This window comes from Paracrocinitomix mangrovi, assembly GCF_019740355.2.
Lineage (GTDB): Bacteria > Bacteroidota > Bacteroidia > Flavobacteriales_D > Crocinitomicaceae > Paracrocinitomix > Paracrocinitomix mangrovi.
Genome location: NZ_CP091819.1, coordinates 796,677 through 815,429 on the forward strand (window position 1 = coordinate 796,677; position 18,753 = coordinate 815,429).

Annotated in this window: 19 protein-coding genes; 11 read left to right on the top strand and 8 right to left on the bottom strand. The window is 33.3% G+C overall.

Going from position 1 to position 18,753, the window contains the following annotated elements; genetic code table 11:
* Nucleotides 1-39 precede the first annotated feature (39 nt).
* The 4 genes from K6119_RS03540 to K6119_RS03555 all read left to right on the top strand — a co-directional run bounded on the left by K6119_RS03540 (nucleotide 40) and on the right by K6119_RS03555 (nucleotide 5,110).
* Nucleotides 40-2,601 (top strand): S8 family peptidase, encoded by a 2,562-nt coding sequence (locus K6119_RS03540; protein WP_221835400.1) that lies wholly within the window; start codon nucleotides 40-42, stop codon nucleotides 2,599-2,601.
* A 29-nt stretch (nucleotides 2,602-2,630) separates the two neighbouring features.
* Nucleotides 2,631-3,056: a DUF5606 family protein gene (locus K6119_RS03545; protein ID WP_221835402.1), complete on the top strand. Its 426-nt coding sequence runs from the start codon at nucleotides 2,631-2,633 to the stop codon at nucleotides 3,054-3,056.
* Nucleotides 3,057-3,128: 72 nt separating this feature from the next.
* Complete coding sequence (locus tag K6119_RS03550; protein WP_221835404.1) at nucleotides 3,129-4,835, top strand: M3 family oligoendopeptidase; 1,707 nt, start codon at nucleotides 3,129-3,131, stop codon at nucleotides 4,833-4,835.
* The gene (locus K6119_RS03555; RefSeq protein WP_221835412.1) at nucleotides 4,832-5,110 is read left to right on the top strand and encodes a barstar family protein; all 279 of its coding nucleotides are present in this window, start codon (nucleotides 4,832-4,834) and stop codon (nucleotides 5,108-5,110) included. Before K6119_RS03550 ends, K6119_RS03555 begins: the two co-directional genes overlap by 4 nt.
* 37 nt (nucleotides 5,111-5,147) lie before the next feature.
* Here the strand turns inward: K6119_RS03555 and K6119_RS03560 are convergent, their stop codons facing one another.
* On the bottom strand, nucleotides 5,148-5,294 hold the full coding sequence (locus K6119_RS03560; RefSeq protein ID WP_221835415.1) for a hypothetical protein: 147 nt from the start codon (nucleotides 5,292-5,294) through the stop codon (nucleotides 5,148-5,150).
* A 130-nt stretch (nucleotides 5,295-5,424) separates the two neighbouring features.
* Nucleotides 5,425-6,021, bottom strand: coding sequence for an RNA polymerase sigma factor (locus K6119_RS03565; RefSeq protein ID WP_221835417.1), 597 nt, complete (start codon nucleotides 6,019-6,021; stop codon nucleotides 5,425-5,427).
* Between the two features lie 402 nt (nucleotides 6,022-6,423).
* Here K6119_RS03565 and uvrA point away from each other — a divergent pair, with 402 nt between their 5' ends.
* The 4 genes from uvrA (at nucleotide 6,424) to proC (ending at nucleotide 10,986) form a co-directional block, all read left to right on the top strand.
* On the top strand, nucleotides 6,424-9,201 hold the full coding sequence (gene uvrA / locus K6119_RS03570; protein WP_221835418.1) for an excinuclease ABC subunit UvrA: 2,778 nt from the start codon (nucleotides 6,424-6,426) through the stop codon (nucleotides 9,199-9,201).
* Nucleotide 9,202: 1 nt separating this feature from the next.
* Entirely contained in the window at nucleotides 9,203-9,646 is a 444-nt protein-coding gene (locus tag K6119_RS03575) for a hypothetical protein (RefSeq protein ID WP_221835419.1), read from the top strand.
* A 43-nt stretch (nucleotides 9,647-9,689) separates the two neighbouring features.
* Nucleotides 9,690-10,121 carry a hypothetical protein gene (locus K6119_RS03580; RefSeq protein ID WP_221835423.1) on the top strand — a complete coding sequence of 144 codons (432 nt, stop codon included), beginning with the start codon at nucleotides 9,690-9,692 and terminating at the stop codon, nucleotides 10,119-10,121.
* 67 nt (nucleotides 10,122-10,188) lie between these two features.
* A complete protein-coding gene (gene proC / locus K6119_RS03585; RefSeq protein ID WP_221835427.1) occupies nucleotides 10,189-10,986 on the top strand; it encodes a pyrroline-5-carboxylate reductase in 798 nt (265 codons plus the stop codon).
* A gap of 2 nt (nucleotides 10,987-10,988) precedes the next feature.
* Here proC and K6119_RS03590 read toward each other — a convergent pair whose 3' ends face one another.
* A complete protein-coding gene (locus K6119_RS03590; protein ID WP_221835429.1) occupies nucleotides 10,989-11,651 on the bottom strand; it encodes a DUF4294 domain-containing protein in 663 nt (220 codons plus the stop codon).
* Between the two features lie 99 nt (nucleotides 11,652-11,750).
* Between K6119_RS03590 and K6119_RS03595 the strand changes: the two genes are divergently transcribed.
* Nucleotides 11,751-12,173: a hypothetical protein gene (locus K6119_RS03595; protein WP_221835431.1), complete on the top strand. Its 423-nt coding sequence runs from the start codon at nucleotides 11,751-11,753 to the stop codon at nucleotides 12,171-12,173.
* A gap of 31 nt (nucleotides 12,174-12,204) precedes the next feature.
* Here the strand turns inward: K6119_RS03595 and K6119_RS03600 are convergent, their stop codons facing one another.
* The 5 genes from K6119_RS03600 to K6119_RS03620 all read right to left on the bottom strand — a co-directional run bounded on the left by K6119_RS03600 (nucleotide 12,205) and on the right by K6119_RS03620 (nucleotide 16,854).
* The gene (locus K6119_RS03600) at nucleotides 12,205-12,828 is read right to left on the bottom strand and encodes a DUF5683 domain-containing protein (protein WP_221835432.1); all 624 of its coding nucleotides are present in this window, start codon (nucleotides 12,826-12,828) and stop codon (nucleotides 12,205-12,207) included.
* A 39-nt stretch (nucleotides 12,829-12,867) separates the two neighbouring features.
* The gene (locus K6119_RS03605; protein WP_221835433.1) at nucleotides 12,868-13,761 is read right to left on the bottom strand and encodes a ParB/RepB/Spo0J family partition protein; all 894 of its coding nucleotides are present in this window, start codon (nucleotides 13,759-13,761) and stop codon (nucleotides 12,868-12,870) included.
* Nucleotides 13,762-13,771: 10 nt separating this feature from the next.
* The gene (locus tag K6119_RS03610) at nucleotides 13,772-14,572 is read right to left on the bottom strand and encodes a ParA family protein (protein ID WP_221835434.1); all 801 of its coding nucleotides are present in this window, start codon (nucleotides 14,570-14,572) and stop codon (nucleotides 13,772-13,774) included.
* A gap of 995 nt (nucleotides 14,573-15,567) precedes the next feature.
* On the bottom strand, nucleotides 15,568-15,825 hold the full coding sequence (locus tag K6119_RS03615) for a hypothetical protein (protein WP_221835435.1): 258 nt from the start codon (nucleotides 15,823-15,825) through the stop codon (nucleotides 15,568-15,570).
* Nucleotides 15,826-16,164: 339 nt separating this feature from the next.
* Nucleotides 16,165-16,854 (bottom strand): hypothetical protein, encoded by a 690-nt coding sequence (locus K6119_RS03620; protein WP_221835436.1) that lies wholly within the window; start codon nucleotides 16,852-16,854, stop codon nucleotides 16,165-16,167.
* 419 nt (nucleotides 16,855-17,273) lie between these two features.
* On the opposite strand from K6119_RS03620, the gene K6119_RS03625 reads away from it, so the two are divergent.
* The gene (locus K6119_RS03625; RefSeq protein ID WP_221835437.1) at nucleotides 17,274-17,750 is read left to right on the top strand and encodes a hypothetical protein; all 477 of its coding nucleotides are present in this window, start codon (nucleotides 17,274-17,276) and stop codon (nucleotides 17,748-17,750) included.
* Entirely contained in the window at nucleotides 17,738-18,724 is a 987-nt protein-coding gene (locus K6119_RS03630; RefSeq protein ID WP_237828085.1) for a hypothetical protein, read from the top strand. The genes K6119_RS03625 and K6119_RS03630 overlap by 13 nt, the downstream gene beginning before the upstream one ends.
* Nucleotides 18,725-18,753: the final 29 nt, after the last annotated feature.

Below are 18,753 nucleotides of genomic sequence, written 5' to 3' on the forward strand. Positions count from 1 at the left end.
AATGAGGCAATAATTGCGTCTTGAAATTAAATCCTTGAAGTGAAATTAGTTGGACTTATATTTCTTTTAACACTTTCCTTTTTTAGCTGGGGACAAACTTATCCTTATGGAGAAAGCATATCTTTTAGAAAGCAAAAGGAAAAGAATCCGTCGCAGATTGTTGACTATGGTGTAAAAGGAGACTTGAATAGATTAAAATCAAATTCTTCTATTCATTATAAGTATAGCAATGCAGACTGGCATTTTATTAGATGTACTTCAGTTGAACTTTCATCACTGATTCAAAACGGTATTATTACTCAAGTATATTTTTCACCGGGAAAACCATCAGTATTGTGTGATACTATGAGAATAGTTCAAAACATTGACTCTATTCACAACGGTAATTACCCTTTGAATAGTTCATTTACTGGTAAAGGTGTAATAATTGGTTATGTAGATACCGGAATAGATTACAATCATTTGGATTTTCAAAACAGTGATGGTAGCACTAGAATATTGTACTATTGGGATCAAACCTTACCTTTTGATGCTCAATTAACTCCTCCTAAATATAATTACGGTCAGGTGTGGGATAGCACACACATCAATAGTGGAACCATTACCTCAATAGATAACAATGCGCATGGAACCACTGTATCCGGAGCCGGATCTGGAAATGGACTTGCTACAGGTACGCATAAAGGAGCAGCTCCGGAGAGTGATATAATAATTATAGAAACCAATTTTTCTTCACCTAACTGGACAATGACCGTGGCTGACGCTATAGATTTTGTTTTTTCAATGGCAGATACTTTAGGTAAACCAGCAATTGTAAATACAAGTGTTGGTGATTATTTAGGATCTCATGATGGATTAGACCCAGCCGCACAGTACATTGATAGTTTATTGAATGATCAAACAGGTAGAATTGTGGTTGCAGCAGCAGGAAATTCAGGTGCACAAGGAAAATATCACTTACACGGAGATGTAAATGCAGATACTTCCTTTACCTGGTTTGATGTTAACATGAGTTCAACCTTTGGAACTCCTTCAGTTTATTTTGATTTATGGGCAGATACAGCAGATTTTAAAGATGTTTATTTTGCTTTTGGTGCAGATAACCCTAATCCTACTTACGACTTTAGAGGGAGAACAGGTTTTTACAATATTCAATCCTTAATTAATACCACTACTTTGGATTCTATATATGTAAACGGAAACAAATTGGCGCCTGTTGAATTTTATTGTGAAGAAGTAAACGGTGTTTATCATATTGAAGCATTATTAGAAAATATTGACTCTACTTCTTATTCTTACAGATTTGAAACTTATGGTAGTGGTGCTTATGATTTATGGTCAGGTGCATGGATAGGACTTAACAATATTAAATCAACCAATCTTCCTTTAGTAGGAGATTTTCCGGATATAGCATACTATCATTTACCTGATACTTTGATGACTACTGTAAGTTCTTGGACCTGTTCACCTTCTGTAGTGACAGTAGGTAACTTTACAAATCGCAAACAATATTTAGACTACAATTCAAATTGGTATTACGGAGCATATCCTCCGGGTATGTTAAGTGTTAATTCAAGTAAAGGTCCTAACAGACAAGGGGTAACAAAACCGGATGTAGCTGCATCTGGAGACTTAATTTTAGCCAGTTGCCCACTTTGGTTATCTGCTAGTTTACAATCATCAAACCCTGCCATGTTAGATGTAGATGGACAACACGTGCGAAATGGAGGAACATCTATGGCCTCTCCAGTAATTGCGGGAATTGCTGCACTTTATTTGGAAAAATGTCCTGCTTCTACATACCAAGAATTTATTGATGATATACATTTGAATGCATATGAAGACAGTTGGACAGGAACTACTCCGAATCAAGCTTATGGATATGGTAAAGTAAATGCGTTTCAATTATTGAATCAAACCAATTCACCATTAACACTTTTGGGAGACACATTAATTTGCGAAACCCCAATCACATTTGAGACAGCAGAAAATAACTTTGCTTCTTATGACTGGCACAATGGAGACACCAATCCTTCATTAACTATTGATTGGGATGACACAGTTCATGTTACAACTACCAATAGTCAAGGATGTACTTTTTATTCAGATACAATAATTGTTGTAAAGGGAACGCTTCCTACTTTTCCTGTGATAAATCAAATTGGCGGAGGATTAATTACTTCTCCAGCTGATTCAATTCAATGGTATTATGAGGGCACACCTATAGATAGTGCAAATGCACAATTTTATAATCCTGATACTACCGGGGAATATTCTGTAGAAGTTTTTGGTGCAGAAGGATGTTCTTATTTATCATCCCCTTATTTCATTGACTTATCTCAAATACATGAGTTGGAAAGCAATGAGTTTATCGTATTACCAAATCCATTTGATGATCATTTTAGCATCATTAAAAATGAATATTTTGACATTCATTTCATTGTAACAGATATCAGAGGAAGAATGGTTTATGAGTATGACGAAATCGATTCAAACCAGCAATTCATTGAGGTTGATATGAGTACCGAAAAATCCGGTGTTTATATCTTGCACTTACAGTATGGAGACAATTTCACTACTTTCCGTTTGGTGAAAAAATAATTTCTATTTTTGGCGAAATAAATTTTTGAATGGACTTAAAAGGAATCATTGCAATTTCAGGTAAACCGGGATTATTTAAGGTTGCCGCGCAAGGAAAAAACAACATTATTGTAGAATCATTAGATACAGGAAAAAAGTTCCCTGCGTTTGCTACAGATAAAATTTCTGCTTTAGAAGACATCTGCATATACACTTATGAAGAAGATATGCCATTGCTTGATGTTTATACCAAATTAGCAGAAAAAGAAAATTACAAATCTTCTATCAGTCATAAAGAAGCTCCAGATAAATTGAGAGAACACATCACATCATATCTTCCGGATTATGATGAAGACAGAGTATTTGACGGTGACCTTAAAAAGTTGTATCAATGGTACAATATCCTTGTTGATAAAGGATACATAGTTAAAGCTAAAGCTGATAAAAAAGCTAAAGCAGCCGAAGAAGAAGAATAAATATTCATAAAGACAGATATTAAAATCCGTTTTGACTTAAATAGTCGGAACGGATTTTTTAATTTTAGCACTATGGAAGTGAAAAGAAAACCAAGAAGATTTGTCGCAGAAGATTTAGTTATAAATAACTGGACAGACATTAAACCATATTTTGATCAACTTTTAAATGCTGAAATTAATTCAGTTGAAGATTTTAAAGATTGGTTATTAAAAAACTCTGAATTAGAAGCTGTTTTAGAGGAAGATATGGCATGGAGATATATCAAAATGACTATTGACACTGCCAATCAGGAAGCTGCAGAACGTTATAAAAAGTTTGTTACAGAAATAAATCCTCCAATCTCTGAAGCATCCAATATTTTAAATCAAAAATTGGCTAATTGTCCTTTTAAAGATGAATTGAAATCTGAAGCAGATCAGATTTACTTTAAAAAGGTTGAAACGGCAATTGAATTATTCAGAGAAGAGAATATTCCATTGCAATCAAAGTCTCAAACACTTGCTCAAGAGTACAGTGGAGTAATTGGTGCTCAATTGATCACTTATAATGGAAAAGAACTCACATCACAACAAGCAGCAAAGTTTTTAAAAAACCCGGATAGAACTATCAGAAAAGAAGTTTACGACTTGTTATATGATAGAAGAATTCAAGACAATGAAAAGCTGGAAGAGATATTTGATGAATTGGTAAAAACAAGACATGAAATAGCTACTAATGCAGGATTTGACAATTACAGAGATTACAAATTCAAAGCCATGAATCGCTTTGATTATTCTGTACAAGATTGTTTTGATTTTCACCAATCTGTTGAGGATTTCATTGTTCCTATTCACAGAAAAATTCAACAGGAAAAATTGAACAAATTTGGATTTGAAAAATTCAAGCCATATGACACAAATGCAGATCCTGAAGGTAAAGCACCATTGGAGCCATTCAAAAATGGAAAAGAACTATTAAACAAATCCATTGAAATATTTGGAAAGATAGATCCTTATTTTGCAGACTGTCTTGAAACAATGGATGAAATAGGACATCTTGATCTTGAATCAAAAAAAGGTAAAGCGCCGGGAGGATATAATTATCCATTGTATGAAATAGGTATTCCTTTTATTTTCATGAATGCAGCAGGTTCTTCAAGAGATGTGATCACCATGATTCATGAAGGTGGACATGCAGTTCATTCATTTTTAACAAAGGATTTGAATTTGACATCTTATAAAAGTTTCCCTTCAGAAGTTGCGGAATTAGCGTCTATGTCAATGGAACTTTTGAGCATGAAATACTGGGAAGTATTTTACGATCAGGAAGATGAATTAAAAAGAGCAAAAAAGGAGCATCTAGAAGATATCATCATGGTATTACCATGGGTAGCAACAATTGATGCTTTTCAGCATTGGATTTATGAAAATCCTGAGCATACAAGAGAACAGAGAAAAAGTCAATGGCTTAAATTGAGTGATCGTTTTGGTACCGGATTAACTGATTGGGATGGATATGAACAAGCTAGAGATTATGCCTGGCATAAACAATTGCATTTATTTGAAGTTCCATTCTATTATATAGAATACGGCTTCTCACAATTGGGAGCATTAGGCGTTTGGAAAAACTCACTGGCAGATGAAAAGAAAGCAGTTGATCAATACAAAGGAGGCTTAGCTCTTGGATATACTAAAGACATCAAGAGTATTTATAGTGAAGCTGGTGTAAAATTTGATTTCTCAAGTGGATATATTAAAGAGTTGTCAGAAATGCTGGTTGATCAATTGAACAAAATATGACCATAGACTTAGGAAGCATAAATACTGTTCAGGAAATTCATCTGAAATTCAAAACCGAACTTGGTTTTTCAGATGACTATAAAATGAACTGGAATGCTTTTTGGGAAGCCATTTCATCTTTATCAGATTTGGAAGAAGATGTAAGTATTCTTCATTTTAAACACATAGAAGAAATTCTACCATCTGATGCAGACATTTTACGCGAGCTAATTATGGACTTTAATAGGCTTGATGGTGAATATGAAATGGCAATAGAAAATGAAATGTATGAATAAAAAAAAGCCTCTTAATAGAGGCTTTTTTATTTTTTTATTAGTTAAGAATTAGCTCAACTGTTTTCTTTTTAGTCTTGTGAACTTCCAATGATTTTGAAAATGCCAGGATATTGTTGAGCACATCTTGTCTTGGCTGTTTCTTAGTTTTTTCGGAAGTTGTTAAATCAGTGTAAATTTTTTGCATAGGCAAATAAGGGTTTGTTTTTTAATTGTTTAAATAGTAAACGGACCTATTTTTTATTTATTGTCAGCAGTCAAAAAAAAATCCCGCTTGATTTTCAAACGGGATCCATATATCTAGATTTTATAAGACTTTAAGCTGTAATTGAAACATTGTGTTTATCTACCAACTTTCTCAAATTAATCAATGCATAACGCATTCTTCCTAAGGCAGTGTTGATACTAATATCTTCTTGCTCGGCAATATCTTTAAAACTCATGCCTTTAAAGATTCTGTCTTTCAACACTCCTCTTTGCTCTTCAGGTAAATACTCCACTAATCTCACAACATCTAACTCAATTTGTTCTTTAATTAGATCATCTTCTACATTGTTATCCATTAGCTTAAGTACTGAGAAAATATTAAAATCCTCACTTTTAGAGCTAGATTCTGACACCATCTGCATCTTCTTAGCTTTTCTAAAATGATCAACAATAAGGTTGTGCGAAATAGTCAAAACCCAAGGTAAAAACTTACCTTCTTCATTGTAAGTTCCATTTTTAAAAGTTCTAATCACTTTAATAAAAACTTCTTGGAAGATATCATTGGCTAAATTCTCATTTCTAACTTTAGACATGATATAACCAAAGACCCTGTCTTTATTGCGATTTAATAAAATTTCGAATGATTTTTCGTCTCCAGAAAGATACGCTCGTATCAATTCCTTATCAGATAAAACTGCTTGTCCCATAATCTACTCTTATTAAACCCTTCTCTATTTTTAGAGTCTGATAATTAAAATATCAGCACGGGCGTTTTTTTCATTTAATAATCAAAAGAGTAAATTTCTAGTCTATAGGCAATTCAGTTTTTTTGTTGCTTTCCAAATATAGCCGATTTGGTTTATTATTCAAAATACAAACTACCATCTGGCTATAAAAAATTTTTAATGGTAGCTTTTATTGATTTAACGGTAATTTAATTTTAAAGGTTGGGTATAAATATTTATTAAAAAGCCATTAGTATTAAATCAATAGTAAGACAACTAAGTGGTACAAAAAGTTACATACCCTTTATTTTATCCTTGATTCTATTCTATTATTAACAGAAGTGCAGTAGTTATTTATTAAATTTGGTATCCCTTAACAACAAGATGCCAAAACTCAAAGAAATTGAAATAAAAGGAGCTCGCGTTCACAATTTAAAGAACGTTGATGTCACCATTCCGCATAACGAATTAATAGTAATTACAGGACTTTCAGGATCAGGAAAAAGTTCATTAGCATTTGACACGCTCTTTGCTGAAGGACAAAGAAGATACGTTGAAAGTTTATCTTCTTATGCAAGACAATTTTTAGGCAGACTTGATAAACCGGATGTAGATTACATAAAGGGAATTTCGCCGGCCATAGCCATTGAACAAAAGGTAATTTCTACCAATCCCAGATCAACAGTAGGTACTGTAACTGAAGTCTATGATTACTTAAAAGTACTATTTGCAAGAATTGGAAAAACCTACTCACCTATCTCGGGTGAAGAAGTTAAAAAGCACAGTGTTACTGATGTTGTTAAGTATGTTGAAGGATTTGAAGAAGGTGAAAAATACATGGTATTGGCTCCTTGGATTTTAAAGGACAAAATGCCAGCTGATAAATCAGCAGAAATTTTACAATCTCAAGGTTATACTAAAGTTTTAGTAAAAGACGAAACCATTGACCTTGATGGATTTGACCCATCCGCTTATGATGATGGAGGTAGTTTTATTATTGTAGATAGATTAAGTCATCAGCCGGATGAAGATTATTATTCTCGCTTAGCGGATTCGGTTCAAACTGCTTTTTATGAAGGATTTGGTGATTGTATAATCTACCGACTTAAAGATGAGAGCAAAACTCCATTTTCAAACAGATTTGAATTATACGGGATAGAGTTTATTGAACCCACTATTAACTTCTTCACTTTTAATAATCCTTATGGTGCATGTGGAAATTGCGAGGGATATGGAAGTACAATTGGCATTGATGATTCTTTGGTGATTCCAGATAAAACATTAAGTGTTTATGAAGAAGCTGTAGCACCCTGGAGAGGAGAAAAGATGAGAGAATGGTTAGATCATTTTATTGCCAATTCATCAAAATCAAATTTTCCAATTCACCGCCCGGTGGCAGAATTAAGTAAAGAGGAATATCAATTATTATGGGATGGGGATGCCAACATCAACGGATTAAATGACTTTTTTGATTATTTACAATCAAAATCTTACAAAATACATTACCGCATTATGCTCTCAAGGTATCGCGGTAAAACCAAGTGTCCAAAATGTAAAGGAACAAGGCTTAGAGAAGAAACCAATAATGTCAAAATAGATGGTTATAATCTTACTACTTTGCTTTTATTGCCTTTGGACGAATTACAAGAGGTATTTAAAAACATTAAGCTGGACAAGTATCAAGCAGAAATTGCCAAGCGATTACTACTTGAAATTGATAACAGACTAAGGTATCTGAATGATGTTGGATTAGGTTATTTAACGCTAAACAGACAATCTGCTACTTTGTCCGGAGGTGAGTCGCAACGCATTAATCTTGCAACTTCATTAGGTTCTTCATTGGTGGGATCAATGTACATATTGGACGAACCTAGCATTGGTCTACATCCAAGAGATACGCAAAGATTGATTTCAGTTTTAGAAAGATTAAAGAAAGTTGGAAACACCGTTATAGTTGTTGAGCATGAAGAAGAAGTAATGTTAGCTGCTGATCAGATTATTGATATTGGTCCGAAAGCTGGGAATTTTGGTGGTGAAATAGTATTCCAGGGTAAGCATGATGAATTACTGAAAGCTAAAAACAGTTTAACAGCTCAATATCTTACTAATCAACTTTCAATTCCCTTACCGGCAAAAAGACGCAAACTCAACAGTAAAATTCTACTTAAAGGAATGCGTGAAAACAACCTTAAGAATATTGATGTTGAAATACCTTTAAACGGATTGGTTTGTATCAGTGGAGTTTCAGGCTCTGGTAAATCAACTATAGTAAAACAGATTTTACATCCTGCCATTTTAAAAGCATTGGCGAAATCAAGCAATAAAATTGGTGATTTTGATGGTTTAGAAGGTGATTACAAAAGATTTGAAGAAGTTGAATTAGTTGATCAAAATCCAATTGGAAAGTCTTCAAGATCAAATCCTGCTACTTATGTTAAAGCGTTTGATTACATAAGAGATCTTTTTGCCGCGCAGCAACTCTCTAAAATGAGAGGTTATAAAGCAGGTTTCTTTTCATACAATACATCAGGCGGAAGATGTGAAACCTGTAAAGGTGAAGGAGAAATAACCATCTCCATGCAATTTATGGCTGATGTTAAATTGGAATGTGAAGAGTGTAAAGGCAAAAGATATTCGCAAGAAGCTTTGGAAGTTGAATATAAAGGGAAAAACATCTTTGACATTTTAGATATGTCCATTGCTGAAGCTATTGAATTTTTTAATGCATCAGCCGGTCCGGAATTACGAATTATAGAAAGGATTCAACCATTATTTGATTTAGGTTTAGGCTATCTTAAAATGGGTCAATCATCAAGTACTATGAGCGGTGGTGAAGCTCAAAGAGTGAAACTGGCCTCTTTTTTAAATAAAGGACAAAGAAAACAAACCCCTACCCTTTTCATTTTTGATGAACCAACTACCGGATTACATTTCCATGATATCGATAAATTAATCATTGCCTTTCAGGAATTAATCAAGCTAGGGCATAGTATTGTAGTTATTGAACACAATATGGATGTCTTAAAATGTGCAGACTGGATTATTGATATTGGACCGGAAGGTGGAAAAAATGGAGGAAATGTTGTAATTTCCGGTACACCTGAAGATATCGCTAAATGTGAATCATCTTACACAGGTAAATATTTAAAAGACAAAATTTAGTATGGAATACAGAACAAAACAAATTGGTTGGATCATGGTCTTAATTGGTCCGGTTATTTTAATTGCATTGCTGATAATAGTCAATCAAATTGAAGATGCCAAAGAAGCTGCTATGATTCCTTTGTTAGCAACAACAGCCATGATAATAATCGTACAATTATTGTTCTTTAGTTTAGAAACTAGAGTAAATAATGATACAATTCAATTAAGTTTTGGAATTGGTCTTATTAAAAAAGAAATATCCATTGAAAATATTGAATCCATTGAAAAAGTGAGAAACAAGTTCATTTATGGTTGGGGAATTAGAAGAATTCCGGGTGCATGGATGTGGAATATTGCCGGATACGAAGCTGTTGAACTTTCTTTAAAAGATAAAAATCAAAAATTTAGAATAGGCTGTAAAAACAGTGAAGAACTGTTAAGCGAAATCAAGAAAAGAATGTAACCATTCAATTTATTTTTGGTTTTAAATTTGTAGAGAGATCATTATGAAATCACTAACAACTGTACTATTTTTTATTTCCATCTCAATTATTGGATTTTCTCAAAGCAAAGAAGATCTAATCAAATCATCTCCTAAGGATTCAGTAGTAACATACGAAGGAGAAGGTAAATTGAAGAAAGGAAACTGTCTTTTAATCAAATTCACAGGTGATCCTGTTTTATTCTTCAATGAGTTAATAGCAATGCATGTTGTAAAAGATGATCAATTAGAAATGACCGAGAACAGCATGGTGATATATGAAACTTCCAAACCATTTTGGGTATATAATACATATACCGTTTATGCTTCATTCTCAAAAAAAGATGGTTACAGTTTGATTGAAGTCTCTTTTAAAGCTTATGCTAACCCTTATAACTATCAAATGGCCCAAGCTCCAAAAGCTTATCAGGCGATCATAGAAAAATTACTTAAATAAGTATTCTTATCTATTTGGTACTAACACTTTGGTTTTTAACTCTTAGTTTTGCAAAAAAGATTTAAAAATGGAAGTACCAAAAATAGCAGTTATTGGATGTGGAAATCTGGGATTAGCCATAGTTGAAGGATTGATTGACAATAACGATATCCCCAACAAAAACATAACTGCTACCAGAAGGTCGCTTCCTAAAATTCAGCATTTAGTAGCAAAAGATGTAAATGTTACAGATAAAAATGAGTTGGCCGTTAAAGAAGCTAAAATTGTCATTTTAACTGTAAAGCCGTACAATCTTCTAACAATTGCTAAAGAACTCAAAGCTGATTTAGCTCCAGGAACTGTAATCGTTTCAACTGCAACAGGTGTAAGTATTCAAGAAATAGCTGATGCCATAGGAACTGATTTTTCTATTGTGAGAGCTATGCCCAACACAGCAGCTGAAGTGAGAGAAAGCTTAACATGTATTTGTGATAATGGCGTAAGTAAAGAGGATTATCAATTAGTGGAGATGTTGTTTAATTCAATTGGTAAATCCATCCGTATTCAAGAAGATTTGATGGACGCAGCCACGGTTTTAGGAGCTTGTGGTATTGCGTATGTTTTAAGATTTATGCGCGCCATGGTACAAGGTGGAATTCAAATTGGATTTGATGCAAAAACTGCTAGTGCCATTGTAAATCAAACGGTAAAAGGAGCAGCTGAATTACTTACCGTCAACGGGCATCATCCCGAGTATGAAATTGACAAAGTAACAACTCCAAAAGGCTGTACTATAGTAGGGATTAATGAAATGGAGCACAATGGATTCTCGTCCTCTTTGATAAAAGGAATAGTTGCTTCACATGATAAAATAGAGGAAATCTAGCCTTAATCGCAGTCTTTATCGTTCTGCTTTTTGCGCTTTTTGTATTCACGTTGACGCTGGCGTTGTTTCTTTTGATCTTCTTTGTATTCGTCTTTAGTAACACGAACTACCTTAGAATTAAAGGTAATTTTTCCTGATTCAATGTCTTGAATGACATGTTCCGCAATTTTATCTTCTCCTTCAGGATCATATTTTGCCTTTACATCTTGATCCCACAGTTTACCCATTACATTAAACATGGTAGCACTGTTTTGTCCTTTGTACTTTTTAGCAATATCGTAAACTGTCATCCCAGTTTCTCTGTGAATCAACTTCATAAGCATCTTACCTTCAGAAGTATAAAAATCAAGGAAAACGAACTTAAAATCTTGTTTTAAATCTTTATAAGCTTCTTTATAGAATTTCTTTTTCTTTCTCTCCTTGGCAATATTTTCTGCATCAGATTCCAGTTCATATAAAACATCTGAAGCATAAAGCGCATAAGGATAAACTTTTTTGATAATACGTTTGTATCTATTGTACTGACGAAGATAATCTTTGGTATAAACCGGAACCGGATCAGTTTCATAAGACAATAAACTGTCTAACTGATCATCAACGCCGCTTATCTGTCCAAAAGAAACTGAACAAATAAACATTCCCAATATCGCCACAATCGTTTTCATATAACTTATTTGATTATCATGAATCAAGTTCTATACCAAAAGATACGATTTTTTTAGTTAAATGTTGTATTTTGGTGTTGTTAAAATTTTCTAACTATTATGAGACACATCTTCTTACCTACCTTATTTATTGCAATTGGCCTAATGTCATCTTGTAAATGTGAGCCATCTTTTGAAAACAACATTGACAATGCTATGGACAGCCTTTATGCAGATAACAGCATTAGTTTTGAAGCAGAAGCGAATGAAGGTGAATATGTAGATGAAGAAGTAGAAACTGAAACACTTATTGAAGAAATTTATGGTGAGCAGTGGGAGTTTTGTGATTGTGTAGTGAAAAATGACTCAATTAACAAAGTTGTAGAAGGCGCAGGAGATGATGCAGATTATGATGCCATCTTTGCAAGAATGGAAGTAATTGATCAGCACTGTAAAGGTATGTTGACAACGCCAAATACAACACCTGAAGAAAGAGACAGACACGAAAGACGCGTAAGCAAGTGTCTTAGAGATGCTCGATAATTTATCCTGATTTTATTATTGAAGTTGTAGCTTATAAAAAGTTGAACTGCCAGCTGAATCCAATTGTCTTTGAATCCATCATTCGAGGGTAAAAGCTCATGCTCAAATCTTCTGACACGTCAAAAGTAACGAAGTGTCCATCTACATAAGCTTCTACTATGCTAAGCGCATAAATTGCAATTGAGGCGCCTAAAAAGATGTCTCTTCTCTTAGCTGTTAAATCATATCCAGGCTTAAAATATCCATCTAAACCGGCATATCCATTAATTAAATCATCTTCAGAAGTTGCATTTGCAAATTGTGGGTACAATAATGTTGAATCGCCATTTTCTCTTCTAAAAAGCACTTCCTCTTTAAGTAATTTACCCTGCTTGTAGTTTTGATACCAAAAATATCCACATGTTCCTATCCCTCCATAAATGATAGGCACTTTCCACCAGGCTCTGTTTCTTTTGTGCGGAATTCTACGATAACCAACTTCATTATAGATTTGCCCTGCTCCGGGAAATAATCCCCATAAAGCTGCTCTTTTTGGCTTGTGCTCATAGTTAGCCCACTTATCATCCTTAGTTGTCGGAATGGTATCAGACACCTGTGCTTCAACTGAATAGTGAAACAATAGTAAAAATGACATCAGTGAGATTATTCTGTACATGACATTACTCTTTACGACTCACTGAGCTTAAAAGTTTGTTTAGGCTTGTATCTTCTCAATTATAGCATTGAGTTGATCTTCTGAGTCGAAATTGATAACGAGTTTTCCCTTGCCTTTATTGTTAGCAGATAACTGAACTTTTGCAGATAATTTTTCAGCCAATCTATTACTAAAAGCAACCACATCTTCATCAAATGAATAAGACTCTTTAGCAGCAGGAGCAGTAACAGGAGAATCACTTTTTCTACCTTTTACCAAAGCTTCAACATCTCTTACAGATAAACCATCAGCAATGATTTTCTTAAACATGTTGATTTGAGTATCTTCATCACCTGCAGAAACCAATGCTCTTGCGTGCCCCATACTGATTAAACCTTCTTTAATTCCAACCTGAATTGGAACAGGAAGTTTTAATAGTCTTAAGAAGTTTGTAATGTTTGATCTACTTTTCCCGAGTTTTTGACTCAATTTTTCTTGTGTCAAATTACACTCGTCAATTAATCTTTGATAAGACAAACCAACTTCAATAGCATTTAAATCCTCTCTTTGGATATTTTCTACCAAAGCCATCTCCAACATTGTCTGGTCATTGGCGATACGGATATAACAAGGAACTTCTTCTAGTCCTGCTAATTGAGCTGCTCTAAATCTTCTTTCTCCTGAAATCAACTGGAATTTATCTCTTCCTAACTTACGAACGGTAAGTGGCTGAATGATTCCATGATTCTCAATAGATTCTTTTAATTCATTTAAGGCTTCTTCCTCAAAATTGGTTCTTGGGTTCCATGGGTTAGCCTCAATACTCTCAATAGGAATAGTAGCAACTGAACCAACTACTTTTCTTTCAGAGCCAAACGACTTGGTTGTTACATCCGAGTCTGCACTTTCTAACAATGCACTTAATCCTTTTCCTAATGCCTTTTTCTTCGCCATATCAATCTCCTTAGATCAGTTGTTTGTCTTTATTTTTCATTTTAGTTAAGTCGTTCTTTTGAAGAATCTCTCTTGCAAAATTCAAGTAATTGATAGATCCTTTACAAGTAGCATCATGCATTATGATGGTTTCCCCAAAACTTGGAGCCTCTCCTAACCTTGTATTTCTGTGAATGATCGTATTGAACACCAAATCCTGGAAGTGAGTTTTCACTTCATCCACAACCTGGTTAGCCAATCTTAATCTGGTATCATACATGGTCAAAACAATTCCTTCCATGTCTAAATCCTCATTCAATCTATTTTGAACGATTTTAATAGTATTCAATAATTTTCCTAATCCCTCTAATGCAAAGTATTCACATTGTACAGGAACAAGAACTGAGTCGGCAGCCGTTAATGCGTTAACCGTAATCAAACCAAGAGAAGGTGAACAATCAATGATGATAAAATCATACTCATCTTTAATTGAATCCAAGGCCATTTTAAGCTTATGCTCTCTGTTGGTTTCATTGATCAATTCCAATTCAGCACCAACTAAATCAATGTGAGCAGGAATTAAATCAAGGTTCGGATTTTCTGTTTCAATAATTACATCATGCGGATCCATGTCATTGATCAAGCAATCATATATGCTTTTATCAACTTCACGCGGATCAAATCCAACTCCTGAAGTGGCATTTGCTTGCGGATCAGCATCCACAATCAAAGTTTTATACTCCAAAACCCCAAAACTAGCTCCTAAATTGATAGCTGTTGTGGTTTTTCCTACTCCCCCTTTTTGATTCGTTATTGCAATTATTTTACCCATTTATACTCGGCTTTTGACGAAGGGTAAAGATACCCATTTTAGCCCTCAGATCGGTAATTGTTGAAAACTTAAGTTATCGACCTTTTGCGCTTTAAATTTCGCTGTTTATCACACCATTAGTTTATTCACAAACTGTTAACAACCTTTTGATTAATTGTTGAAAACCTTGAAAGAAACTGATTATTAGAGCAAAGAGAAAGGAAAATGGAGCAAAGATGAAAGATCAAAGACAATAGACTTTAGATGTTTGACGTTAGATTATGATTTGGGGCCTTTGAGCAATGCAGCAAAGCTTTATTGCTCAAAGCGGGCTTTCGCTAGTCGCCGGGAGGGCTTCAACTCTACTCCGCTAAAGCTTCATAGCGTTACACAAGCCGCTCAATCCCTTTGCCGGGAAGACATTTTATTTTTTATATTAGTTATGTAATGTGTTGTCAATAGTTGATATCTAATGAAAAATAAGAGGAGAATATATTTTTTAATTTTGATATCCGTGGTTCAATTAGCCTGTAGTCAAGTTAAAAAAAGCTCTGAGCAAAGGGTAAAGTTTCCTTTTTGCTCTGAGTCATCTATAAATCTATCGATATCTTTACAAGATCGAAAAAATGATGTTTTAGAAAAATTCTCTGCTCTAAATTTGCCATATCAAAGGTTCGATAATTCTAATTCATTGATACATAATTTTAATTCATTGAAAGAGGGTGTTCGCTACGAAAACAACAATTTTTATTGTGATATATTCTTTTCAATAAATGATGTTGTAAAAATTATAATTTTAGAATTTTACCTTATAGAAAATTGTCAGGAAGTAGAAACTTTTAGAAATGAATATAATTCTCACATTTCAGATAAATTCAGTGAATTTGGTTACGACGAAGTATATATAATTGAATAAAAAGCTATGTAGGACTATTTAATTATACAAGTTCAAAGACATATGAAGCTTTTATAGAATTTTAATGCAACACTACATAGAAATAGATATCGAGCTGTTATTAATTAGAAATGTTTTTAACATCATTGATTAAATTTATCATCCATTGTGTGCATTCATTTTTCAGACTTATTGTAGAGTAAAATTCACTTTTATTAGCAATTGATAAACCTGATCTACCACAACTAATTGTAATAACATTATAGAGTGAGTCATTTTTAAAAAACAAAAAGTAACCTTGATCGCTATCTGTTCCACATTCATCTATTAAAGAATAATCATGGCATGATTCATCAGATAAAATATGTAGTAATTCCATTTTATTCTGATTTGATAGAAGAAATAGATTACTTTGAGGTAAGCAAAAGATTGAATCATTCAGCCACAGAGTATTTGGCTCATCCCAAGGATTAAAACGAACATCTACAAATTTGATTTTGTCAGAATCTTCTAGGCTCCAAGATTTTTGATTCACTTCAATTCTTTGATTTTCATTACAAGCGCAAATACAAAAAATGCAGCTATACAAAATAATCGATAGTTTAAATTGCATCTATATCATTTTTTCTACTTTTCTACAATTCTTTTATCTCCTCGCATCTAACCAACATGCTGTATATCGTGGTTTATAACTTCACCAACTTTCTATAAATCACTATTAAAACGTAAACTTCTTTTCATCTCCTTCAAATTCTTTTCCTACTGCACTTAAATAAGTTTTTTTATATCCATACATACTGTTCAAAATGAGATAATCACCTTTTTGTAATTGGTATTCAAATACTTCTTCAATTGTTGATTTCTTTAACTTCCCAGCAGCTGCAAAACCTTCACCTAGTTTCTCTCCATTTTCTTTAAACACCGTAAAGTTTGCCGCACAGACTTGATAATTCTGTTCATTGCTTTTATTATTTGAATCATTCATATGAAATTGTATTGAATTTTGAATCTGTTTTATTTCCACATCAAGATCAGGGAGAGGATGAACATAAAAAGTATCTCTTAATATCAATGTATCATCATCAAATACATAATCAAATTCAAAATAAATTTCCCCAGTGTCCAAAGGAGTAAATTTATAGCCAAAAAAAGACCTTTTGAACTCTGCATTTCCATAGGCTTTCCCAATGATGGTGTCTGGTTTACAGTCAAAATAATCGGCTCCAATAGATTCCTCATAGCCAACAAAAATATTTCTCCCCCTTGCATCCGAACAATCTCTGGCATTTACATACAGCTCAATGTCATATTTTAAGGAGTCTTGCGCAACTGATTTAAACGACAGAAGAATTAAAGCAGTTAAACTCAAAAGCCTTTTTAATCTCTTTAAAAAATTAGAGTGATTCATTTGTTCTGGGTTAATCAAAGTTTAAGTTAGTGAATTTTGAGATGTCTCCACAAGAGTGACATGACTATTCATTTTTTGTTTGAAAATTATTTCATGTATTTAGCCTACCACTTCCACAAAACTTTCTCTACTTTGAAAGGTAAAAAACAAAGAGAAAGGAACAAGGAGCAAAGATGAAAGATCAAAGACAATAGATTTTGAAAGTTTGACGTTAGATTATGATTTGGGGCCTTTGAGCAATGCAGCAAAGCTTTATTGCTCAAAGCGGGCTTTCGCTAGTCGCCGGGAGGGCTTCAACTCTACTCCGCTAAAGCTTCATAGCGTTACACAAACCGCTCAATCCCTTTGCCGATAATTACTAATTTCAAAAACAATATTATTCTTAACCCAAACAGATGGATTTCACTAATCTAAATCAAATGAAAAATACTATGCTAATTACTATCAGTGTTCTTTTAAATTCTGTTGTATTTAGTCAATCAGTATTTAAAGCTTATTTCATTCCTGATTCAGTTGTAATCAACAATAATTTAATAAAAACAGATAGCAGCTCATTTACCATTAATAAAAATGGAACTACAAGAATTATAGTATGGAACTATGACAACAACGCAGTGTCTGTTCTGTTTAAAATTAAGGACAACGATAAAAGAACAAAAGTAAAATCAAGAACTGAGATTTTAAAAAAAGGTAGATGGCATAGACCTAAATCGAAAGTGAAATTTTTCCATGAAAAACGTTTAATTAAAATTTATAATTGGTCATCAAACTTTGCTTTACCTCATTATGATGATGTGAAGTCAAAATCTGAGGATAGAATAAGGAGTTCGTTTGTTGGTGATAATAATGATACAATATTAATTGTTGGTAATCTGAAGGTTTTATGGCACGATTAATTTTTTCCGGAAATCATATTAACTTTCTCAAAGAATTTAAAAGCGTGCTTAGGGTCTTTATCATTTTCATTTTTTTTGGCGGATTCTCCAATACTGTTAAGGCATTCAACTTTAATCAATTAAAAACGGATTTTGAAGTTGAAAATTTCTTGAAAGATCATTTTCCAAATCGTTACGATTCAAAGTTCAAGCTCAAATTACCTAATAAAAACATCCCACTTGAGCCTCTAAAACTTTGGTATTTGTTAGATATGAATGCTGACGAAGAATCGGAATTACTAGTCAACATTCCGCAATCTAATTATTACGATTTTGAACAAGTAGTTTTTTACAATGATGGTGATAGTGTCAATTTCATTGAGATAATAAATCCTCACAACTATAATTCTCCAGCAATGAGAATGGCAAGTGTTTTAAAAAGTGATAGCTGTGATTTGATTGTTTGCCAATCTAAAATAATTAGATCGTTTCAAAATTTAAAAGACACTTTAATCTTTGATACTTTAATCAATTTTGAAAAACATTTTATTGAATACAATGATCAAACAAAACATGAAAATGACATAGTTAAGGTTCATTTTAATTTTGATGTGATGGGTGTTGAAGCAGAATTACCAGGCTTCAATACTTACTACGACTTCCGCACTGACCAATCGAACATTACAAGCTGGTATTATAACCCAGCTTTGGAACACTTGGTAATTAATAGACCATTAAATCAAAAAGAAAAGCATTATTTAAAATCAATTATTTCTTATTACACCACCAAACAACTGGCTAAAATCTCAACCAAAACTGTCTTCAGAACTGATCAACCTACAGGAAAAATAAAACTCATCACGTCTGAAAATGACACAATCTCTTTTGAAGATTATAGCTGCTATGGATCGTACAAACTAATTGCACTTTACGAAGTAATTTTTGACGCAAACATTCCTCCACAAGAGCTATTATACCCGAAGAAAACAGAATGAGGATGGAGAATGAGGATTGAGAATGAGAA